Here is a 23618-nt window from a genome sequence, read left to right as displayed (position 1 = left end):
ACCATGAAATTTGCCGTACCTGTTTTTCCAGGGTCCAATTGTGACCACGATATGGTCAATGCGTTACGCGATATTTTGCAGGCTGACGCAGATTTAGTGCCCGCAACCACGACGGACTTAACGTCTTATGATGCCGTGATCTTGCCGGGTGGGTTTTCGTACGGTGATTATTTACGTAGTGGTGCGATTGCGCGCTTTGCACCAGTTATGACGGCGGTAAAAGCTTTTGCTGCCAGTGGTAAACCAGTTATGGGAATCTGTAATGGTTTCCAAATTTTAACCGAAGCTGGCCTGTTACCTGGGGCTTTACAAGCCAATCGTTCAGCACAATTTATTTGTGAGACGAGTGAGTTAATTGTTCGCAATGTTGAGACGCAATTCACGAGTGACTACGCCACTGAAGCACATTTGCAGTTACCAATTGCGCATGGCGAAGGCAATTACTATTGTGATGAAGCGACTTTAGCGGAATTGCAAGCCAACAATCAGATCGTCTTTGAATACGTGACGAATCCGAATGGGAGTGTCGCTAATATTGCTGGGATCATCAATCGCCAAGGAAATGTCTTGGGTATGATGCCCCATCCAGAACGTGCTGTGGAAGCCATTCTGGGATCAACGGATGGTCTTGGCATCTTTAAGTCACTGTTAGCGCATCGCGAGGAGGTTACCCATGCTTAAAAATAATGAGTTAACACCAGAAGCGTTGCGCGACAGTCAAGCTTATCGAGAATGGGGGCTGACAGATGCGGAGTATCAGCTGATTGCTGAAAAAGTCCTAGGTCGGTTGCCAAATTATACGGAAACTGGGCTATTTTCTGGGATGTGGAGCGAACATTGTTCTTATAAGAATTCCAAACCAGTGCTGAAAAAGTTCTGGACGCAAGGTGAGCAAGTCCTGGAAGGTCCTGGTGAAGGTGCCGGGATTATTGATATTGGCGACGGTCAAGCCGTGGTCTTTAAGGCCGAGAGTCATAATCACCCATCAGCCGTTGAACCTTATGAAGGCGCGGCGACAGGTGTTGGGGGAATTATTCGAGACATCTTTTCAATGGGTGCCCGGCCAATCGCCTTATTGGACAGTTTGCGGTTTGGTGAACCGAATGACGCTCATACCAAATACTTAATTGAACAGGTTGTCGCTGGAATCGGTGGCTATGGGAACTGTATTGGGATTCCAACCGTTGGTGGCGATACTGTTTTTGATGAAAGTTACCAAAAAAATCCGCTTGTGAACGCAATGTGTGTCGGTATTTTGAATCAAGCGGATATTCAAAAAGGGCAGGCAACGGGGATCGGTAACGCCGTTATTTATGTTGGGGCCAAAACTGGTCGTGACGGAATTAATGGGGCTTCCTTCGCCTCAGCCGAATTCAACGATGCGAAAGCCTCACAACGTTCCGCAGTTCAGGTTGGTGATCCATTTATGGAAAAATTATTGATGGAAGCCTGCCTGGAAGTAATTCATGAGCATCGCGATGTCTTGATTGGCATTCAAGATATGGGTGCGGCTGGGTTAGTTTCATCGTCCGCTGAAATGGCCTCCAAGGCCGGAAGTGGCCTGGAATTAAACCTGGACTTAGTGCCCCAACGTGAAAGTGATATGACGGCCTTTGAATTAATGTTGTCAGAATCACAAGAACGGATGCTGCTTTGTGTCAAAGCTGGGTCAGAGGACGAAATTACTAAAGTTTTCGACAAGTATGGTCTTGACGCGGTTACCATCGGGAAAGTCACGGATGGACATCAATATCAGTTATTCCATCATGGCAATTTGGTTGCAGATGTTCCAGTCGATGCGTTAGCGACGAAAGCACCGGTTTACCAACGGGAAAAGAAACGGCCGAGTCGTTTGAACAAGCAAAGTCATCATCAATTTATGCCACGAATTGTGGATGCGACCGGTGCGTTGAAAAAATTATTGCAACAACCGACGATTGCCTCGAAAAAGTGTCTCTATGACACGTATGATTCGCAGGTTCAAACTAACACTGTGGTTAAGCCTGGTTCTGATGCTGGGGTCATTCGGATTCGTTACACAGATAAAGCTTTAGCGATGACGACAGACGTTAATGGTCGTTATCTGTATTTGAACCCACGTGTCGGTGGTGAAATTGCCGTTGCCGAAGCCGCCCGAAATATTGTGGCATCTGGTGGACAACCACTTGGTATTACGGATTGCTTAAACTATGGTAATCCGGAAAAACCTGATCAATTTTATGATTTAGATGAGTCCGCAATGGGAATTGCACGGGCTTGCCAACTGTTCAATACGCCGGTAATTTCTGGCAACGTCTCGTTAAACAACGAATCAAATGGCGATCCAATTTATCCAACGCCAATGATCGGGATGGTTGGGTTGATCAAACATCAACGAGACATTACGACCCAAGACTTCAAACAAGCTGGCGACGCGGTTTATGTGCTGGGTGAAACTGGCGCGGACTTTAACGGCAGCGAATTACAAAAAATGTTAACGGGGACGATTTCAGGAGAACTCTTTGAGTTTGACCTCGTTACTGAAAATCAAAACCAACGTTTATTATTACGAGCGATTCAAAAAGGACTCGTTGCCAGTGCCCATGACGTTTCAGAAGGTGGGCTGATTACGACCATCGCAGAATCCTGTTTTGGCAATGGTTTTGGCGTTAACCTGAAGAGTGACTTGCCAGCCGCCAATTTCTTCTCAGAAACACAATCACGATTCGTGATTTCCGTGACAGCCGCCAAGCGTGCAGCCTTTGAAAACTTGATGGAACCCTATGCGACCTATCTCGGAACTACGACCGCAGATAATCGATTATTTATTGAAACCGCTGATCAAAATTTTGATATCAAGGTCGATTTTGCAAAACGGTTATGGGAAGGAGCCTTACCATGCCTACTGAAGTAAAAGGGTTAAATGAAGAGTGTGGGCTCTTTGGTGTTTGGGGGAACCCGGATGCGGCCCAACTGACCTACTTTGGCTTGCATGCTTTACAACATCGCGGTCAAGAAGGTGCCGGTATTACCGCTAATGATCATGGTGAGTTGCAATCGGAACGCGGCTTGGGTTTATTAGCGGATGTGTTCCGAGACCCGGCCCGATTAGCTCGACTAACTGGTGAAGCGGCTGTGGGTCATGTCCGTTACGCAACGGCTGGCAATCATGGGGTTGAAAATATTCAACCATTAGAATTTAATTTCAGTGATTCCCAGTTTGCCTTGGCTCATAACGGCAATTTAACGAACGCCGTTTCATTGCGACGGAATCTGGAACAAAATGGCGCCATTTTCCATGCGAGTTCCGATAGTGAAATTTTGATGCATTTGATTCGGCGCAGTCCAGCTGGCAGTTTAACTGATCAGTTGAAAGATGCATTGCGCCAAGTACATGGTGGTTTCGCCTACTTGTTGTTAACCAATGATCGACTGTTCGCAGCTTTAGACCCGAATGGTTTTCGGCCATTGGTAGTGGGTAAATTACCCACCGGTGGGTACGTCGTTTGTAGCGAGACTTGCGCCTTAGATACGGTTGGGGCAACCTTCATTCAAGATGTTCATCCTGGTGAATTACTGACGATTGATGATCAAGGCTTGAAAATTGACCACTACACCACGGATACGCAGTTAGCGATTTGTTCAATGGAATATATTTACTTTGCTCGCCCTGATTCCGATATTCATGGCGTTAATGTGCATTCTGCTCGTAAACGAATGGGAGCTGCGTTGGCAAAAGAACAACCGGTTGACGCTGATATTGTGGTTGGGGTGCCAAACTCATCCTTGTCGGCGGCGACTGGATACGCGGAGGCCAGTGGCTTACCGTATGAAATGGGTCTGATTAAGAATCAATATTCGTCACGGACCTTCATTCAACCCACCCAGGCATTGCGTGAACAAGGTGTGCGGATGAAGTTGTCGGCAGTTAAGGGCGTTGTCGCTGGCAAACGGGTCGTCTTAATTGATGATTCAATTGTACGGGGTACAACTAGCCGCCGAATTGTGAAGCTGCTTAAGGATGCCGGTGCGAAAGAAGTTCATTTACGGATCGCATCGCCACCATTACGTTTCCCATGTTTTTATGGGATCGATATTCAAACGACCAAAGAGTTGATTGCGGCGCAACAGACGATTCCTGAAATGTGTCACACCTTTGGGGCTGATTCCCTAGGATTTTTGAGTGAACAGGGCGTCATTGATGCGGTTGGGTTAAAAGTTGATGCGCCGTATGGTGGCTTATGTATGGCCTACTTTAACGGTGATTACCCAACACCACTGTATGATTACCAAGCAGAATATGATGAAGAACAACGTCAGTTACAGGCCAAACAGTCGAGGGGTGATTAGGTGAGCGACGCATATAAAAAAGCCGGCGTCGACCTAAATGCCGGTTATGAAGTCTTAAAAGAAGTCAAGAAGCTGAGTGGTAACGCCCAACTAGGTGCTTTCGGAGGCCTGTTTCCGTTAGCTGCCGAGGCAGTTGGCAACGAGCCAGTTTTAGTGGCAGGTACGGACGGGGTCGGTACCAAGTTACTGGTTGCGATTGCGGCCAATCAGCACACCACAATTGGGATTGATCTAGTGGCAATGTGTGTGAATGATATTTTGGCACAGGGTGCTAAGCCACAATTCTTCTTGGATTATTTAGGGCTTGGTCATACCGATACCGACCGGGTGAAGGCAATTTTGCAAGGCGTTGTCGCTGGCTGTCAGCAAGCCGGAACTGCCTTAATTGGTGGTGAAACGGCCGAGATGCCAGATATGTATGGTCAGGACCATTATGATCTCGCCGGTTTTGCAGTTGGTATCGCTAATAAGGCTGACTTACTCAGTCCAGAGAACGTCCAAGCCGGTGATATTCTGATCGGATTACCATCGAATGGGCTGCATTCTAATGGCTTTAGTTTAGTACGAGATATTTTGTTCAAGCAACATCAGTTTGAGTTGAGCCATGTTTTTCCAGAATTAGGTCATGATTTGAAGACAGAATTGTTACGGCCAACTCAGATTTATGTCGATGCAATCTTACCGTTACTGCAACAAAAGTGTGTTGCTAGTATTGCCCATATTACGGGGGGCGGTTTAATTGAGAACGTGGCGCGAGCTTTGCCGACTGGATTATCGGCACAATTTACGGTCGGTACTTGGCCGATCCCGCCGATCATGTCGCTCTTAGGTGAACTTGGAAACTTATCAACGACCGATTTGAGATCGACTTTTAACTTAGGTTTAGGGATGGTTTTGATTGTGCATCCCGACCAATTGGCGACTGTGACCGCTAGCTTGACGCAACAACAGCAAGTATTTTATCAAGTTGGTCAAGTGACGGATCATGGCGAGCCGGTGACTTTTCAGGAGGCGTCCCATGCTTAAAAAGATTGCGATTTTTGCTTCTGGAAATGGGACTAATTTTGTCGCACTACAACAAGCGATTCAAACCCGGCCGATTGCCGCCGAGATTGCGTTGTTAGTTTGTGATGAAGCCGCGGCACCGGTGATCAAAAAGGCGCAAGCCGATCAGATTCCAGTCCTAGTGGTCAATTTTCACGATTATGCGAATAAAGCGGCGGCTGAAGCCATTATCTTATCAGCGTTACAACGGCATCAGATTGATGCCATCTTACTGGCAGGATATATGCGGATTATCGGTCAAACATTATTAACGGCTTATCCGCATAAAATTATTAATATTCATCCAGCGTTGTTGCCTAAATTCCCAGGTCGGCACGGGATCGAAGATGCTTTTGCTGCCGGTGTATCGGAAACTGGCGTCACGATTCATTTTATTGATGCCGGGATCGATACGGGACAAATTATCGGGCAACGGCAGGTTCCGGTAAAGCCGGAAGATACCATTGAAACGTTGGCGGCGCGTATACATCAAACAGAACATCAATTTTATCCAGACGTTTTACAATCACTCATCAATGAAGGAGCTATCTAATGACAAAGCGAGCTTTATTAAGTGTTTCTGATAAACAAGGATTGACTGATTTTGCAAAAGGGTTAGTGGCACTCGATTATGAATTGATTTCAACTGGTGGAACGAAAAAAGCTTTAGAAGCAGCTGGTGTGCCAGTGATTGGGATTGAAGAAGTGACTGGTTTCCCAGAAATGTTAGATGGTCGGGTTAAAACGTTACATCCTAAAGTTCATGCTGGGCTATTGGCACGGCGCGACCTACCTGATCATATGGCCCAACTAAAAGCAGCTGGGATTACGCCAATTGATATGGTCGTGGTGAACTTATATCCATTCAAGGCAACTATTTTACAACCAGATGTAACGCAAGCAGAAGCCATTGAACAAATTGATATCGGCGGTCCATCAATGTTACGTTCAGCAGCCAAGAATTTTGCGGCAGTGTTACCAATTGTTGATCCCGCCGATTATGACCAAATTTTAGCCGATTTGCAGGCGCATTCGGTGACACCAGAACTGCGTCAACGTCTGGCTGCCAAAGTTTTCCAACATACGGCTAGCTATGACGCGTTGATTGCGCAATATTTGACGACGGATGAATTTCCTGACAAATTAACGCTCACTTATGACAAGAAGCAAGCGCTCCGTTATGGTGAAAATAGTCACCAACAGGCGTCATTCTATGAAAATGCGTTACCAACGCCATTTTCAATCACCGGTGCGACCCAATTACACGGGAAAGAATTGTCGTATAACAACATAAAAGACGCAGACGCTGCTCTACACATGGTTAGTGAATATGACGCACCCGCAGTTGTGGCGATGAAACACATGAATCCATGTGGCGTGGGACTGGGAGACACGATTGAAGCGGCCTGGGATAAAGCGTATGCGGCTGATTCGATTTCTATTTTTGGCGGTATTATCGCCTTGAATCGCCCAGTTGATTTAGCAACCGCAGAAAAGATGCACAAGATCTTTTTGGAAATTATTATTGCCCCTAGCTTTGATCAGGATGCCTTTGAGGTCTTAGCCAAGAAGAAGAATGTCCGTTTATTGACAGTCAACTTTGATCAGGCCCATACAGCGGATAAATTTGAAACCATTTCCGTTGGCGGTGGGTTATTGCGTCAAGAAGTCGATCAAGCCTTTGAAACACCGGCAGACTTTACAGTTGTGACGACGACCCAACCCACTGATGCCCAGTTAAAAGCCTTAGCGTTTGGCCAACAAGTGGTTAAACATGTCAAAAGTAACGCGATTGTGGTCACGACTGCTGACCGAACATTAGGCGTTGGCTCAGGTCAAATGAACCGAATCGATTCGACCAAGATTGCGATTGAAAAAGCCATGAGTAAGCCAGGTTACGAGAACGCGATTCTTGCTTCCGATGCTTTCTTCCCAATGGATGACTGTGTGGAATTTGCCGCGCAACATGACATTCGGGCCATCGTTCAACCTGGTGGCAGTATCAAAGATCAGGATTCTATCGATATGGCCAACCGGTATGGCATTGCGATGGTCACGACTGGCGTTCGACACTTCAGACATTAAGCGAAAGGGTGGCAAGACATGGCTAAAGTTTTAGTTGTGGGGAATGGCGGGCGTGAACACGCCATCGCCAAAGCATTGTTAGCGAGTCTTCAAGTCGAGACAGTCTACTGTGCCCCAGGCAATCCAGGCATGTCATTGGATGGTATCCAGACCGTTGCGATTGATGAAATGGCTTTTTCAGCGCTCATAACGTTTGTCCGTCGAAATGCGATTGAACTGACGGTAATTGGTCCAGAAGCTCCACTGGCAGCGGGAATTGTTGATGCCTTTCAAGCAGCTGGCTTAGCTGTTTTTGGACCAAACGAAGCGGCGGCAAGACTTGAAAGTTCAAAGGTTTTTGCGAAGCAATTCATGGCGCGTCATCAAATTCCGACAGCTGGTTATCGTCTGTTTCGTGAATTGACGAGTGCGATTACTTATAGTCGTGAACATGTGGTTCCACAAGTGATTAAGGTTGATGGTTTAGCCGCTGGTAAAGGCGTGACGGTTGCGATGACTCGTGACGAAGCAGAAACGGCCCTGGTCAAGGCGTTCAACACCACTGATACGGTTTTGATCGAGGATTATGTGGCGGGATTTGAATTTTCGCAAATGGTCTTGGTCGGTGGTGATAAGTATGTGTTATTGCCAACAGCGCAGGATCATAAGCGATTGTTGGACGATGATCGTGGTCCTAATACCGGTGGGATGGGTGCCTATTCGCCGGTACCACAAGTGACGCCCGCGATATTAGCGCAGACCGTGAAGACCATCATTGAACCAACCATTGCAGGTCTTAAAGCGGATGGTCTGAGCTTTGAGGGTGTCATTTATGTTGGCGGCATTTTAACGCCACAAGGGCCGCAAGTGATTGAATACAATTTGCGGTTAGGTGATCCCGAAGCACAAATCTTATTGCCGCAACTGCGGAGCGATTTTTATCAGTTGATCTGTGACTTGTTGAAACATCGGCAACCAAGTGTCCGCTGGCAAACAAGCGACACTTATCTGGGAGTAGTTTTGGCTGCGCCTGGGTATCCGGGTCCAACTAAAGCTGACGTACCAGTGCCGACAGTTGTTGGTGCCTACTATGCCAGTGTTGCTGGAAAGCCAGAGGCCTTGGTGAGCGCCGGTGGTCGTTTGATGATGTTGACGGCACACGGCCATAATTTGGCAGCAGCTCAGCAGGCGGTTTATACGCAGCTAGCCCAGTTACGAACGGGTGAGTTGGTCTATCGTCATGATATTGGTGCTAAAGGACTAGTACAAAAGTAATAGAAAGTCTCTTGACAATTATGAAAAATCGACTTATAGTTTAATCATCATTTAATCGTAATCTCATATTTGCGTTGAAGAGAAGAGTAGGTCTTATGCTTAAGTACAGTGAGCCCGAGGAGTGGAAACGGGTCTTAAGCTGAGGGTGAAGATGAGCTCTGAGCATGTCAGGCGGTTCACGCTGACTGACCGGTTGCAACCGTTAGCTTGCCAGGTATCAATCGGTACCGTTGAGGCTAATTGTGTTAGCAATTAGCGAAGTTAGGGTGGTAACGCGCAGTCAAATCGTCCCTTTTAATCACATTGGTGGTTAGAAGGGGCGATTTTTTTGATTATGATTAAAACAAAATTTGACGGGGGCTTTTATTATGACGACAACAACACAAATATTTTCTAATCGGACCACTTCACCATTTCGCTATGATTTCGTGGGGAGTTTTCTACGACCAGCCGCATTAAAGACTGCTCGCGCGCAATTTGCAAAGGGTGACCTTGATGCCGCGGGACTCAAAAAGGTTGAAGACGCGGCCATTATTGATTTGATTCAAAAAGAAGAAGCGGCGGGGCTAAAAGCTGTTTCCGATGGTGAATTTCGTCGGAGCTGGTGGCATTTAGACTTTTTCTGGGGCTTGCAAGGAATCACCAAGAAGCAACTTGAACAAGGCTACGTTTTCCATGACGAAGAAACCCGGGCGGAATCAGCTTATGTTAGTGGCAAAATTACTGGCGCCGACCATCCGTTTGTTGAACATTTCAAGTTTGTCCGTGACCATGTCAGCGCTGGCACGCAAATCAAGCAAACCATTCCTGCGCCAGCCCAATGTTTAGCAGAATTACAACGGCCAGAAAATGTGGCGGCATTGCGGCAAGTCTATGCGACCGATGCGGCGGTTGTTAAAGATTTAGCGGCGGCCTACCATCAAGTCATTGAAGATTTATACGCCGTGGGCGCACGGACGATTCAACTAGATGATTGTACTTGGGGCATGTTAGCTGGTAACCACGCTAAAGGCGCTGAAACTGGGGAAGTCTCAGCCCGTAACGATGCAGTGCTGGATCAGAATAAACAATTGTATTTGGAAGTGAATAATGAAGCTATCAAGGATTTACCGGCTGATTTGACTATTAATACGCACATTTGTCGTGGTAATTACCATTCAACTTGGGCATCCGCCGGTGGTTATGATTCCGTGGCTGATCCCTTGTTCAATCGGGAAAATGTCAAAGCCTACTATCTTGAATATGACAGTGACCGCGCGGGTGGTTTTGAACCATTGAAATTGGTCAGTGATAACAAACTCGTGGTCTTAGGTTTATTGACCTCTAAATCCGGTGACTTGGAAGACCGTCAAACAGTAATTGATCGCATTCATGAGGCGGCTCAATATATTCCATTGGATCGGCTATGTTTAAGCACGCAATGTGGGTTTGCTTCAACTGAAGAAGGTAATGTTTTAACTGAAGCACAGCAGTGGGCGAAGATTGCTTTAGTCAAATCGATTGCGGAAGAAGTTTGGGGCGACTAATTAACCAATGATCAGAGAGTGGATGAAAGACCGGTTGCCACTGAGTATAGCTTAGGAAAACGGGAACGATGAATATTTGAAGTCATAAAAGAGTTTGGAATTTTATTCTAGACTCTTTTTTTGCCATTAAATGTCATATATAGTTGACATTTGTACCGTAGCTGTTAGACTTTAGATGTCAGATATATATGACATTTTAAAAGGAGTGATTGCGTTGAATCGGGTGAAAGATTATCGTAAGGCAGCAAAATTAACCCAATTTGAGTTAGCACAGGCGGTTGGGGTTGCACGTCAAACCATCAATCTGGTCGAAAACGACAAATATAATCCATCACTCGATCTTTGTATTCGTTTGGCGCAAGTATTGCACACAGATCTTAATCAGCTATTTTGGGAGGGACAAGTGCATGAAAAATAGGGGAAGTTTACATGATTTGGTGGTCAAATGGTTCTTTGGCATTACGGGAAATTACGATGAATATAAGCGTCAAGTGGTGGGGCGAATCAGCACGAATGCCTTCTTAGCTAGTTTTATCTTCATGATTTTTGCCACCGCCATCGCCGGGGTGTGGGGAATGCAATCACCCTATGAAGCTTTAGTCGGTTTGATACTGGCGAATGTCTTATTTTCGTTGGGAATCATTGCGCCTTATGTGATGATTGCTAGTCATCGGGCGCATTTGACGGATCAAGAAGTTGGACAGCCATCAATTAGGCAAGCACGTCGAAAAATTGGTTGGCAGGCACTTGGGCTGGGCGTCTACTTTGGCGTTGCCACGTATGTTTTGTCTGGCGTGATTGATGTGATGATAGCTGGTAGTAATTTTTTTGATGTTTTAAGCCTAGCCGGTAATATTCGGAATGCAGTGTTCAGTGGCATATTCTTTGGTCTCTGGATGGGCTTGATTCGACTATTTCGGTTAAAGAAACAAAATTAATTTAACAATCGTTCAAGGCATAACTAAAAAGGATTCAGAAATTTTTGATGAATTTCTGAATCCTTTTTAGTGTTCATATGATTGAAACAGGTAATGAAATCGTAAACTATTTTTTAAGCCACAAAAGCAAAGTAAGCGATGAAGACAACCATCATTGTCCACATCAGCGCATTAACTTCACGCCAACGACCTTTGACCGTCATGGTGATTGGGTAGAAGATAAAACCAACAGCCAAGCCTTCAGAAATACTGTAAGTTAACAGCATCATAATCATGGTAAAGAAGGCAGGAACGGCAATTTCAAATTTCGTCCAATCAATATATTGCACATTTGACAACATTAAAATCCCGACAATAATCAATGCGGAAGCTGTGACAGCCGACGTAATTACGGTTAAAAGGGGTGAGAAAAATGCTGCAACGGCGAATAAAAATGCGACGACAACGGAGGATAAACCGGTCCGAGCACCCACCGCGACCCCGGAAGTTGATTCCACATAGGCGGTCGTTGGAGAGGTCCCGAAGATTGCGCCAATCGTGGTTGCCAAGGCGCCACTGAATAAGGCCTTACCAACGCCGTCAACTTCACCAGTCTTGTGATCGACCATTCCGGCTTCAGTTGCTACCCCGACTAAGGTGCCTGACGTATCGAATAAGCCAATGATGAAGAAGGTTAGGATCACAATAATCATTTGAAATGAGTTAATGTCTGTTAGATGTAAGACGGCTTGCCCAAAGATCGGTTGAACACTTGGAACACCACTGATAATACCAGTTGGCAGCGGAATGACTTTAAAAATCATGCCGACTACGGCAGTAATGAACATGCCCCAGAAGATACCACCGGTGACATTCGCGGTCACCAGCATAACCCCGACGATAATCCCAAAGATTGCGAGTAAGACGGTTGGACTATGCAGATTGCCCAACGCTACGGCATTCGACTTGTTGGCAACAATAATGCCAGAAGTTTGCAAGCCGGAGAAGGCGATGAAGAGACCAATACCGGCTGAAACGGCGTATTTTAATGCACTCGGAATCAAGTTGATCAATTTATCACGCAACTTCGAGAGTGTTAATAAAATAAATAGCATCCCAGCGACAAATACACCAGCCAAAGCAGTTTGCCATGGAATATGCCATTCTTGCACGACGGTGTACGTGAAGAAGGCATTGAGGCCCATGCCGGGTGCTAAGGCGACTGGAAAATTAGCAACCAGTCCCATCAATAAACAGCCAACGATGGCGGCTAACACGGTTGCCGTGAAGACCGCCGTTTTGTTCATCCCGGTACTGCCTAATAGTTCGGGGTTTACCGCCAAAATATATGACATGGCTAAGAAGGTGGTCAAACCACCAATGAGTTCAGCTCGGACGGAAGTGCGTCGTTGCCTTAAATGAAATAATTGCTCTAAGATATTGTCCCGCTCCTTACATTATAAAAGGTTAACAATTCAACAATTATCCAGTATAACATACCGGTTTTATGCTGACAGGTAGTAAGGCTTAAATCATAAAAATCAATGTAAACAAAAGGCCGGTCCAATCGCAATTGTTGCGACTGGACCGGTCAATATTTTTTTATAAAGTTAATTGTTTTCTTCATTTAAGCCAATTGATTCTTCATCAACTGTTTTTTCAACGGCATGGCGATTAAATAACAGATTTAGGCCAACCGCGGCTAAACTTCCAACCACGACCCCGTTGCCTAACATAATCTGCAAGGAGCTTGGTAAGAATTGGAAGATATTGGTGCGAACCGTAACGCCTAAACCTAAACCAATCGAAACGGCGGCTACCAGCAAGTTGTTGTTATTCCGGAAGTCTACTTGTGCCAGCATCCGAATGCCTTGAATCCCGACGATTCCGAACATGACGACCATTGCGCCGCCGAGGACGGGGTCAGGGATGACGGTTGCCAAGGCTCCGATTTTAGGTAAGAGTCCTAAAATCACCAAGAAAGCAGCTGAGAAATAAATTGGTTTGCGGGTTTTAACGCCAGACAGTTGCAATACCCCAACGTTTTCGGAGAAGGTTGAGTAAGGAAAAGTATTGAACAAACCACCTAGAATGACAGCAATCCCTTCGGAACGGTAGCCATGTTTTAAATCTTCACTTTCAATTTTCCGGCCGGTAATATCGCCGAGTGCGAAGAACACACCGGTCGATTCAACCATCGTTGTCAAAGACACGAGAATCATGGTCAAGATGGAAGACCATTCAAATTTGGGCGTGCCGAAGTAGAAGAGGGTTGGCAGATGAAACCAGCTGGCTTCGGCCACAGGCTTGAGCGATACCATGCCAAACATGCCGGCTAGCAGTGTCCCAACTAGAATCCCGACCAAAATGGCAACGGATTTCATGAAGCCTTTAGCAAAAACACTAATTAATAAAATAATTGCAATCGTCAGAAAGCCGATACCTAAAGCTGGTAAGTTACCGAAGTTTTTAGCCGTGGCATCACCGCCGCCTAGGTTTTCAAAGGCCACTGGAATTAAAGTGAAGCCGATGATTGTAATCAGGGAACCAGTGACAACGGGTGGAAACAAGCTTTTAATTTTTGAAAATAAGCCGGCGATTAAGAAAATGAAGATACCAGCACCAATAATTGAGCCGTACATCGTGCCTAATCCATAGGTTTGTCCGATCTGAATGAGTGGATTGACTGCTTGAACGGCACAGCCCAAGACAACGGGTAAGCCAATCCCGGTCATCGGCGTTCGTTTTAATTGTAAGAATGTGGCAATGCCGCACATGAAAATGTCGATTGAAACTAAGTAAGTCATTTGTTCGGTCGTAAAGTGTAACGCGGCTCCGATAAGCAACGGCACCAAAACGTCACCTGAATACATTGCCAACAAATGTTGAAAACCTAAAATCGCCGCTTTGACGTTGGAGATTTTAGGGGTTGCAGCTGGTTCTTTCAAAAAATTCTCCTCCTCAACTCTGCGAAATTGCCTAAAAAAGAGGACACCCCGGCAAACGGGATGTCCTCGTCTGCTTATAGTCCAGCGTTTACGGCGCTGGGTAGAAACTCGTCATCCATATCATGACATTATATAGGCAATTTTTCGTATTTGAATGGGACAATCTTAACATAGATAAAAACCGAAGACAATCAGAATCGAACAAATTAATGTTCGTGAAAATCCGGAAACGGTAATAATTTAAAAATGTAAACGTTCACTTTTGCTGGGCTTGATTGTGCCAAAGGATCACGGCCATCTCAAGTGTTTGGGTCTGTTCGGGGTCGTCGAGGTTCAGTGTTAGCATCTTCTCAATCTTTTTCAAGCGATAAATGACAGTGTTGCGGTGAATTGATAAATGACCGGCCACTTCAGCAATATTTTGATGATAATAAAAATAACCGTAGAGTGTGTCTAATAAATTTAATTGTTCATTGGCGCTGACACCACCAACTAGACCACCGAGGACGCGTTCCACAAAAGAGGTGGCTTCATTATCAGGAATCAATGAAATTAGTTCTTTGACATATTTTGGCCGATAGATCGTGACGGCGTTGGGGCTATTTCGACTCAGTGCTAAAGCTTCAGCCGCTTCATTATAGATGGTTGCAAGTTCGGTTAATGGTAAGGTTGAATAACTGTAACCGGCGATTAAACGAGTTTGTTTGTCTAATTTAGGCTGAATGAAGTCTACCAAAGCCGTTAAGAAATGTTGTGCGCTTTGTTCATCATTAATGAGGAGGACTAATTGTTGTTTGAGCGAAAAGGCAATGACCGGTGCTTGAAATTCCTTGATGAACCAGAGCGTTAGCTGTTGGACTTGTTCCAGCAAATGATTGCTGAGGATGCTCTGGTGATTAGTGGTCACTAAAATGGTGGCACAGTGAAATTTAGTTGTGGGATCAATTTGACGATTTTTAAGCGTCTTGTTGATCAGGTCATTTGAAATCCCCCCGTCCATGACATTCAAATAGAAGCCACTTTGATTACGGAAGGCCGATTCGTTCAGCATGTCGACACGGCTATTGACGAAGCTTAAGGTATTGATGACGACTTGGGTCAGCATCTGATCCGTCGAATTAGCTGCGTCAAGGTTGAGCACACCCACAAAGGCTTTATTTTCTTTATAAGCCGAGAACAGTGGAATAATCGTCACCAGCTGCTGATTGTACGTCAAATTCAGACGAGTATGTAGATTGAAATAGTCGATGTGAGTCTGGTTGCGCAAGTAGTCGGTGAGGCTATCACGAGTCATTGGCAGGCTCGGTGAGGCACTGACAACTCGAAAGTGGCTATCCATGAGAAATAGCGGATGGTCAATGAGTTCACTACATTTATTAAGAACCGTCGCATGAGTGGGATCTTTTAATAAGAAATCAGCCAGCGTCTGGTTAACGGCAACAATCCGACTCAATTCATCCGTTTGTGACTTTAAAATAATGGTGAGCATTTTTCGCATGGTTTCGGAAATGAGTTCCTTAGCCGGCGTCACGATAATTGGGAAATCTAATTTATTTGCCAATTCTAAGACTGCTTGAGGCATATGGTCTAAGTAACGTTGGTCCTTGAACCCAAGCCCGGCGCAACCAGCGTCTTGCATGGCAGTAATTAAGTCAGTTGGATCGGTTGTGGTGTTAATAAAAGGGTAGCCATTGGTAATCAAAAACTGATGCGCTTTCAAATAATCAGCAATATCTGGTGATTCGATCATACCGATATTATTAATTTCTCGGTCAAGACCGCGTATTCCCGCGATTACCCGCATCTGACGCATTGACGGCGTATTTAATAATGTTTGTAAACGCATGGTCGTTCCCCCCCTAAAATTAGTTATCCTTCACAAGTAGTATACCGATAATTTGGCAGTTTGACTATAATTAAATGAAAAAATGATTAAAGGTGTATTAATTGATCGATGCAATTGCTTATTAACTAAAATGGATTTGGCTGCGATGCGCCGTCAGTCAGAATCGGTGTGCTGTGAGGGAGGACTTCAGGAGAGTTGCGGTTTTGACAAAGTTTCCAGGCATGAACTTGTTTTTCGTTCGCCCGTTACCGACAATAACCGCGAGCGGCAATCATCTGGGTGACAATCAGCGACTTTCACTGATTTTTCCTTGACAGTCACGCTGCATTTGGTTACACTTATTTCAATTAAACAGCACCTTTAAATTAGTCCTGTGAGGCTAATAAGGGGAACGGTAACTAGGAGTCTCCCAGCTTTTTCGCAGGAAAAAACAGGGGACTCTTTTTTCTTCCTCTCGGTGAACATCAAATAGAAATGGAGCTGACTAACATGGCACGAGAAGTCGTTGATGCAATGACGATGCGCCGCGCACTAACGCGGATCACGTATGAAATTATCGAGCAAAACAAAGGGGTCGGAAACTTGGTCTTTATTGGGATCAAAACGAGGGGGATTTATTTAGCCCAACGTTTGGCTCAACGCTTGAAGCAGTTAGAAGGCGTGGACGTGCCGGTTGGTTCCTTAGATATTACGTTGTATCGTGATGATCATCATGCGATTGATGTGCAAGGTCAAGCTAAACTAAATGGTGCTGAAATTCCCGTTGATATTAATGGCAAACACATTATTTTAGTTGATGATGTCCTGTTTACCGGCCGGACTGTGCGGGCCGCTTTGGATGCCTTAATGGACCAAGGTCGTCCCGCCAAGATTTCTTTGGCTGTATTAGTTGATCGTGGTCACCGCGAATTACCGATTCGCCCAGATTTTGTTGGTAAAAATATTCCAACTGCTTTAGATGAACAAGTCAGTGTCGCCTTAGAAGAACATGACGGCCATGACGGTATTGCGATTGAAAAATTAAATAATTAACCATTTAATTGTTTCCAGAGAGGAACGAAACGGTTTGGTCATGCGTGGCAGTCTTAATCGGAGTCTAACCTCTTTGCAAAACATTATTTGCACGGTGGTTAGACTTTTTTAAAACCTAAGGAGACGCAAAAAGATGCAAGCAATGACTAATATTGTGAGTGTGGACCAATTTTCAAATGAAGACGTAATGCATTTTATTCACTTGGCACAAGCGTTCAAGCATGGCTTAACAGTAAAGCTTAACCGGCCAGCATTTGCCATGAACTTGTTTTTTGAAAATAGTACGCGGACCCATACCAGTTTTGAAATGGCGGAGCGGCGTCTAGGGATGCAAGTCATTCCATTCGATCCAAAGACGAGTTCGGTAACCAAAGGTGAGAGTTTACTGGATACATTACGAACGATTCAAGCAATTGGCGTGGATTTAGCGGTTATTCGTCATCCGCAAGACGCTTACTATCAACCGTTATTAGATGCGAAGTTGCCGATGAGCCTGATCAATGCCGGCGATGGTAGTGGTCAACATCCGTCGCAGTCACTGCTAGATATGTTGACTATTTATGAAGAATTTGGTCATTTCAACGGCTTGAAAGTTGCGATTGTTGGTGACTTACAACACTCACGGGTCGCTCGTTCCAATATGACCTTGCTCACACAGTTGGGCGCCAAGGTTTACTTTAGCGGTCCCAAGGCTTGGTTCAATGCTGACTTTGCCAAATATGGCGCGTATTTACCAATTGACGAGTTAGTCAGCCAGGTCGATGTCATGATGTTATTACGGGTACAGCATGAGCGCCTCACGCAAACTAATAATGAAACGTTTGACGCGACAACTTACCATCAGCGGTATGGCTTAACCGAGGCACGGGCGGCCATGCTACCGACCCAAGCAATTATTATGCATCCGGCGCCTGTGAATCGGGGCGTAGAGATTGCTAGCGATTTAGTAGAATCCCCACAATCACGAATTTTCCAGCAAATGACGAATGGGATGTATATGCGTATGGCGATGGTTTCACACATTTTAGTTCAACAAGGTTTGCTAGACGCTAAAACATTGGAGGATGCGGCAAATGTCAACTTTAATTAAAAATGCCAAAATTTTAGAAGCTGAACAACTGACGACCCAAGATATTTTAATTGAAGATGGTTTAATCAAAGCCATCGGACATGACTTGAACCAACAGTATGGCTCTGCTGACCATGTAATTTGCGCAGCAGATCGCTTTGTGACACCAGGGTTGGTTGATGTCCACGTCCACTTACGCGATCCTGGATTGACGGAAAAGGAAACGATTGAAACGGGCACCATGGCAGCGGCTCACGGTGGCTTTACCACGATTGGCGCCATGCCAAATGTTGACCCGGTCCCAGATACGCCAGAAAAAATTGCCTTGATGGTCGCTGAAAATCAAACTAAGGCACACGTCCACGTGGCCCAATATGCCAGTATTACAACGAACCGCACGGGCGATGAACTTGTTGATTTCGATGGTGTGAAAAAAGCTGGTGCTTTTGCTGTCAGCAATGATGGCTCAGGCGTTCAAACGGCGGGCACAATGTATCAAGCGATGTGTGGCGCAGCTAAAGCTGGGCTTACCTTAGCGGCCCATGTTGAGGATGATTCCCTCACGATGGGTGGCGTGATGAACGCTGGTCCCGTCGCTGACAAGCTCGGGTTACCCGGTATCATGGGGATTTCCGAATCGTCACAAATTGCCCGCGATGTCTTGTTGGCGGAAGCCAGTGGCGTCCATTATCACGTTTGTCACGTTTCAACCGCAGAAAGTGTTCGCGTGATTCGGGATGCCAAGCGGGCTGGTATCAACGTGACTTGCGAGGTATCTCCGCATCATTTGTTACTGACGGATGCGGATATTACGATGGATAATCCAATGTTGAAGATGAATCCGCCATTGCGGTCACCAAAAGACCGCGCTGCCTTGATTGCCGGGTTACTTGATGGCACGATCGATATGATTGCGACCGACCACGCCCCGCATACGGATGCCCAAAAGCAAGGTTCCATGAAGACGGCGGCGTTTGGGATTACTGGCCTGGAAACCGCATTTGCTACCCTTTACACGGCCTTGGTTAAAACAAAGCTGTTCACATTAGGCCAATTAGTCGATTTGATGAGTACGAAACCGGCGCAACTGTTTGGGTTAAAAAGTGCTGGGCGCTTGGCACCAGGCCAACCAGCGGATTTAGCGATTATCGATTTAGCACATGAATATGAAATCAAGGCCGACGAGATGGTTTCGAAAGGCCACAATTCACCGTTTATTGGCTGGCACGTTTACGGCAACGTTTTGATGACGTTAGTGGACGGCCAAGTGGTTTATGGAAAGGACCAGCAAGCATGAAACGATATTTAGTCTTAGCGGACGGCACCGTCTATCCGGGGACTGGCTTTGGGGCCACCACCGGCACTGTCGGCGAACTCGTCTTTAATACTGGCATGAGCGGTTATCAAGAATCGATCACTGATCAATCTTATAACGGCGAAATTCTCATGTTTACTTATCCCTTGATTGGGAATTACGGCATCAATCGCGACGATCACGAATCAATTAAACCTAGTTGCAAAGGGGTCGTTGTACATGAATTAGCCCGCCGAGCTAGTAATTGGCGGAGTGAAATGTCTTTAGATGACTACTTAAAACAAAATAATATTCCAGGAATTGCCGATATTGATACTCGGGCCGTGACGAAACATATTCGCGAAAAGGGTGCGATGAAAGCAACGATCGTAGATGACCTGACCCCTGAAACGGTGCCCCAATTAAAGGCGACCGTTTTGAATCCGGCGGTAGTGGCCGAAAGTTCTACCAATAATGCGTATCCAAATCCAGCAACTGGACCGAATGTCGTCGTCGTTGATTTTGGCTTGAAACACTCAATCTTGCGTGAATTGGCCAAACGGCACTGTAACTTAACGGTGTTGCCGTATAACGCCACTGCTGGTGAAATTCTGGAGCTTAATCCAGACGGGGTGATGTTAACGAATGGCCCTGGTGACCCCAAAGACGTGCCGGGTGCTCAGGAAATGATTCGAGCCGTCGAACAGAAAGTCCCATTGTTTGGGATTTGTTTAGGCCATCAGCTCTTCTGTTTAGCCAATGGTGCGGATACGTTCAAAATGAAGTTTGGTCATCGCGGCTTTAATCATCCGGTCCGCGAAATCGCCACCGGCCGGATCGACTTCACCTCGCAAAACCATGGCTACGCGGTCGATCGCGACTCGCTCGCTAAAACGGATTTAATGATCACGCATGAGGAAATTAATGATGGCACCGTTGAAGGCGTGCGTCACCGCAACTATCCAGCATTCTCCGTCCAGTATCATCCAGATGCTGCGCCAGGTCCACACGATGCGGATCACATTTTTGATGAATTTATTGATTTAATGGCGGCCCACGAAGCGGCCCGGAAAGGAAGCAATTTCAATGCCTAAACGCACAGACATCCATAAAATTATGGTGATCGGTTCTGGTCCAATTATCATTGGTCAGGCCGCTGAATTTGACTATTCTGGGACGCAAGCCTGTTTGGCTCTGAAAGAACTGGGTTATGAAGTCGTTTTAGTAAACTCCAACCCAGCCACCATTATGACCGACAAAGAAATTGCCGACCAAGTCTACTTGGAGCCCATCACGTTAGAATTTGTCTCACAAATCTTACGTAAGGAACATCCCGATGCCATTTTGCCAACATTAGGTGGACAGCAAGGGTTGAACATGGCAATGGAATTGTCGAAATCGGGCATTTTGACCGAACTCAAAATTGAGTTGTTGGGTACGAAACTGAGTGCCATCGATCAAGCCGAAGATCGGGAACAATTTAAGGCTTTAATGAAGCAATTAGGGGAACCAGTGCCAGCCTCCGGGATTGCTTATACGGTGGACGAGGCCGTTGACTTTGCCACCAAGACCGGTTATCCAGTGATTGTGCGACCAGCTTTCACCATGGGTGGTACCGGTGGTGGGATTGCTGAAGATGAAGCCGAATTACGGACTATTTCTGAAAATGGCTTGTCGCTCTCACCGGTGACGCAAGTGTTGATCGAACAAAGCATTGCCGGCTACAAGGAGATTGAATTTGAAGTGATGCGCGATGCTGCAGACAACGCCATGGTCGTCTGCAACATGGAAAACTTCGACCCAGTTGGGATTCATACAGGAGATTCGATTGTGTATGCGCCGGTCCAAACGTTGGCCGATCGCGAAGTACAGATGTTGCGGGACGCGTCCTTGAAGATTATTCGCGCCTTGAAGATCGAAGGGGGCTGTAATGTCCAGCTAGCCTTAGATCCGAATAGTTTCAACTATTACATTATTGAAGTAAATCCACGGGTCAGCCGGTCTTCAGCCTTAGCTTCCAAAGCAACTGGTTATCCAATTGCCAAAATGGCGGCTAAAATTGCGGTTGGGCTACATTTGGATGAGATCAAAAATCCTGTCACGGGAACGACCTACGCTGAATTTGAACCCGCCTTGGATTACGTCGTTTGCAAGATTCCACGCTGGCCATTTGATAAGTTTACTCATGCGGATCGCCGCTTAGGGACTCAAATGAAGGCCACCGGTGAAGTCATGGCAATCGGTCGTAACATTGAAGAAGCGACGCTAAAAGCAGTGCGGTCGCTTGAAATTGGCCTGACTTACATTGATGAACCGGCGTTGGCTCAGGTAGACGATGATACCCTGAGTGATAAATTAATTCATGCTCAGGATGATCGGCTATTTTACCTAGCCGAAGCGATTCGACGGGGTTACACGATTGAAGATTTGGCTGAGATTACCAAAATCAATGTCTTCTTCTTAGATAAGTTGCTACATTTGATTGAAATCGAACGTGAGTTACAGACTCACCAAGATGATTTAGCAGTACTCACAACTGCTAAACGGAATGGCTTTGCCGATGAAACCGTCGCTAGTTTCTGGAATGAAACCATTGATGAAGTGCGTCAGTTCCGAAAAACTAATCATTTAATGCCCGTCTATAAAATGGTTGATACTTGCGCTGGCGAATTTGCGTCAACAACGCCTTATTATTACGGGACTTATGAGACTGAGAATGAAAGCCTCGTAACTAAAAAACCATCCGTCTTAGTCCTCGGTTCTGGCCCAATTCGTATCGGTCAAGGCGTTGAATTTGACTACGCCACGGTCCATTCTGTTAAGGCGATTCAAAAAGCCGGTTATGAAGCCATTATCATGAATAGTAATCCTGAAACGGTTTCAACCGATTTCTCAATTTCTGACAAATTGTATTTTGAACCACTGACGATTGAGGACGTCATGAACGTGATTGACCTCGAACAACCAACTGGCGTCATCGTGCAATTTGGTGGGCAAACGGCGATTAATTTAGCGGCACCGCTGGAAGCCCACGGCGTTAAGATTCTGGGTACGACGGTGACGGATGTGAACCGAGCAGAAGACCGTGATGAATTCGACAAAGTAATCAAGTCGCTCAAAATTCCACAACCTGCTGGTGATACCGCCAGTGATGAAGCGACCGCGCTAAAGATTGCTGAAAAGATTGGCTATCCCGTATTAGTACGCCCAAGTTATGTCTTAGGTGGGCGGGCGATGGAAATCGTTAAGCAACCAGCCGACTTGGATTATTACATGCACAATGCGGTCAAGGTGTCCCACGATCATCCGGTCTTAATTGACAGCTACTTGGTTGGTAAAGAGTGTGAAGTGGATGCGATTTGTGACGGCCAGACGGTCTTAATCCCAGGCATTATGGAACATATCGAACGGGCTGGAGTCCATTCCGGCGATTCGATGGCGGTGTATCCACCCCAATCATTGTCGGCGGCTGTTCAACATCAAATCGTGAAATATACCGAACAATTAGCCCTTAGCTTGAACTGTGTCGGCATGATGAATATTCAATTTGTTATTCACGATGAACAAGTCTATGTCATTGAAGTTAATCCACGTGCTAGTCGGACAGTGCCATTCTTGAGCAAGGTAACGGGTATTCCGATGGCCCAGGTGGCGACGCGCGTTATTTTAGGGCAATCATTAGAAAGCCAGGGCTATCAAACTGGTTTGGCACCAACTGGCGCACTCGTGCACGTCAAAGCACCAGTCTTCTCCTTCTCGAAGTTGAACCAAGTCGATAGTTTGCTCGGACCAGAAATGAAGTCGACTGGGGAAGTCATGGGAAGCGATACGACGATGGCGAAGGCGCTGTATAAAGCCTTTGAAGCGGCTAAATTGCATGTGCCAAATCACGGAAATGTTTTAATTACCGTTCGGGATGACGACAAACCGGAAGCCTTAAAATTGGCTCAACGGTTCCATAATCTAGGTTATCAATTGTTAGCGACGAGTGGCACGGCGAGTTATTTAACAAAACAAGCGATTCCGGTACAAGTAGTGGATAAGATCGATAGTGGTGAGCACGATTTGTTACATCAAATGGAAGCCGGTCAGGTGCAATTGGTGGTCAATACCGTCTCAGATGAAGGACACGCGGCCGATGATGGGGCGTTAATTCGGAACAGCTCGATTGCGCATAATATTCCATTATTTACGGCGCTTGATACGGTTGCAGCTATTTTACAAGTTTTAGAATCACAATCATTTGTCACGCAAGCCTTATAAACACGAAAAGG

18 protein-coding genes and 1 riboswitch are annotated in these 23618 nt (G+C 45.9%); of the genes, 15 read left to right on the top strand and 3 right to left on the bottom strand.

What is annotated here, in order from left to right; genetic code table 11:
* Window positions 1-3 precede the first annotated feature (3 nt).
* From purQ to FFM64_RS03985, 10 genes are all read left to right on the top strand, one after another.
* Complete coding sequence (purQ, locus tag FFM64_RS04030) at window positions 4-681, top strand: phosphoribosylformylglycinamidine synthase subunit PurQ (RefSeq protein ID WP_137606712.1); 678 nt, start codon at window positions 4-6, stop codon at window positions 679-681.
* Window positions 674-2893 carry a phosphoribosylformylglycinamidine synthase subunit PurL gene (gene purL / locus FFM64_RS04025; RefSeq protein ID WP_137606711.1) on the top strand — a complete coding sequence of 740 codons (2220 nt, stop codon included), beginning with the start codon at window positions 674-676 and terminating at the stop codon, window positions 2891-2893. The genes purQ and purL overlap by 8 nt, the downstream gene beginning before the upstream one ends.
* Window positions 2878-4329 (top strand): amidophosphoribosyltransferase, encoded by a 1452-nt coding sequence (gene purF, locus FFM64_RS04020; RefSeq protein ID WP_137606710.1) that lies wholly within the window; start codon window positions 2878-2880, stop codon window positions 4327-4329. The genes purL and purF overlap by 16 nt, the downstream gene beginning before the upstream one ends.
* On the top strand, window positions 4330-5355 hold the full coding sequence (gene purM / locus FFM64_RS04015) for a phosphoribosylformylglycinamidine cyclo-ligase (protein ID WP_137606709.1): 1026 nt from the start codon (window positions 4330-4332) through the stop codon (window positions 5353-5355).
* Window positions 5348-5926 (top strand): phosphoribosylglycinamide formyltransferase, encoded by a 579-nt coding sequence (purN, locus tag FFM64_RS04010; RefSeq protein ID WP_137606708.1) that lies wholly within the window; start codon window positions 5348-5350, stop codon window positions 5924-5926. Before purM ends, purN begins: the two co-directional genes overlap by 8 nt.
* Entirely contained in the window at window positions 5926-7458 is a 1533-nt protein-coding gene (purH, locus tag FFM64_RS04005) for a bifunctional phosphoribosylaminoimidazolecarboxamide formyltransferase/IMP cyclohydrolase (protein ID WP_137606707.1), read from the top strand. The genes purN and purH overlap by 1 nt, the downstream gene beginning before the upstream one ends.
* An 18-nt stretch (window positions 7459-7476) precedes the next feature.
* Entirely contained in the window at window positions 7477-8712 is a 1236-nt protein-coding gene (gene purD, locus FFM64_RS04000; RefSeq protein WP_137606706.1) for a phosphoribosylamine--glycine ligase, read from the top strand.
* Between the two features lie 368 nt (window positions 8713-9080).
* On the top strand, window positions 9081-10238 hold the full coding sequence (locus tag FFM64_RS03995) for a 5-methyltetrahydropteroyltriglutamate--homocysteine S-methyltransferase (RefSeq protein WP_137606705.1): 1158 nt from the start codon (window positions 9081-9083) through the stop codon (window positions 10236-10238).
* A gap of 214 nt (window positions 10239-10452) precedes the next feature.
* Window positions 10453-10656 carry a helix-turn-helix transcriptional regulator gene (locus FFM64_RS03990; RefSeq protein ID WP_137606790.1) on the top strand — a complete coding sequence of 68 codons (204 nt, stop codon included), beginning with the start codon at window positions 10453-10455 and terminating at the stop codon, window positions 10654-10656.
* Entirely contained in the window at window positions 10646-11176 is a 531-nt protein-coding gene (locus FFM64_RS03985; protein WP_137606704.1) for a DUF3278 domain-containing protein, read from the top strand. Before FFM64_RS03990 ends, FFM64_RS03985 begins: the two co-directional genes overlap by 11 nt.
* Before the next feature lie 113 nt (window positions 11177-11289).
* On the opposite strand, the gene FFM64_RS03980 is transcribed toward FFM64_RS03985, so the two are convergent.
* The 3 genes from FFM64_RS03980 to FFM64_RS03970 all read right to left on the bottom strand — a co-directional run bounded on the left by FFM64_RS03980 (window position 11290) and on the right by FFM64_RS03970 (window position 15949).
* On the bottom strand, window positions 11290-12594 hold the full coding sequence (locus FFM64_RS03980) for an NCS2 family permease (RefSeq protein WP_137606703.1): 1305 nt from the start codon (window positions 12592-12594) through the stop codon (window positions 11290-11292).
* 171 nt (window positions 12595-12765) lie between these two features.
* A complete protein-coding gene (locus FFM64_RS03975) occupies window positions 12766-14103 on the bottom strand; it encodes a nucleobase:cation symporter-2 family protein (protein ID WP_137606702.1) in 1338 nt (445 codons plus the stop codon).
* A 57-nt stretch (window positions 14104-14160) separates the two neighbouring features.
* Window positions 14161-14259, bottom strand: a riboswitch (purine riboswitch).
* A 100-nt stretch (window positions 14260-14359) separates the two neighbouring features.
* Window positions 14360-15949 carry a PucR family transcriptional regulator gene (locus FFM64_RS03970; RefSeq protein WP_137606701.1) on the bottom strand — a complete coding sequence of 530 codons (1590 nt, stop codon included), beginning with the start codon at window positions 15947-15949 and terminating at the stop codon, window positions 14360-14362.
* Between the two features lie 489 nt (window positions 15950-16438).
* Between FFM64_RS03970 and pyrR the strand changes: the two genes are divergently transcribed.
* From pyrR to carB, 5 genes are all read left to right on the top strand, one after another.
* The gene (gene pyrR, locus FFM64_RS03965) at window positions 16439-16981 is read left to right on the top strand and encodes a bifunctional pyr operon transcriptional regulator/uracil phosphoribosyltransferase PyrR (RefSeq protein WP_137606700.1); all 543 of its coding nucleotides are present in this window, start codon (window positions 16439-16441) and stop codon (window positions 16979-16981) included.
* 133 nt (window positions 16982-17114) lie between these two features.
* Window positions 17115-18071 (top strand): aspartate carbamoyltransferase catalytic subunit, encoded by a 957-nt coding sequence (locus FFM64_RS03960; RefSeq protein ID WP_137606699.1) that lies wholly within the window; start codon window positions 17115-17117, stop codon window positions 18069-18071.
* Window positions 18055-19347, top strand: a complete 1293-nt coding sequence (locus FFM64_RS03955) for a dihydroorotase (RefSeq protein WP_137606698.1) — start codon at window positions 18055-18057, stop codon at window positions 19345-19347. Before FFM64_RS03960 ends, FFM64_RS03955 begins: the two co-directional genes overlap by 17 nt.
* On the top strand, window positions 19344-20438 hold the full coding sequence (locus tag FFM64_RS03950; RefSeq protein WP_137606697.1) for a carbamoyl phosphate synthase small subunit: 1095 nt from the start codon (window positions 19344-19346) through the stop codon (window positions 20436-20438). Before FFM64_RS03955 ends, FFM64_RS03950 begins: the two co-directional genes overlap by 4 nt.
* On the top strand, window positions 20431-23607 hold the full coding sequence (carB, locus tag FFM64_RS03945; RefSeq protein ID WP_137606696.1) for a carbamoyl-phosphate synthase large subunit: 3177 nt from the start codon (window positions 20431-20433) through the stop codon (window positions 23605-23607). The genes FFM64_RS03950 and carB overlap by 8 nt, the downstream gene beginning before the upstream one ends.
* Window positions 23608-23618 lie beyond the last annotated feature (11 nt).

Origin of the sequence: Lactiplantibacillus daoliensis, from assembly GCF_005405005.1 — a bacterium.
Lineage (GTDB): Bacteria > Bacillota > Bacilli > Lactobacillales > Lactobacillaceae > Lactiplantibacillus > Lactiplantibacillus daoliensis.
The sequence above is the reverse complement of the archived record's forward strand: the minus strand, read 5'-3'. Positions and strand labels throughout refer to the sequence as shown.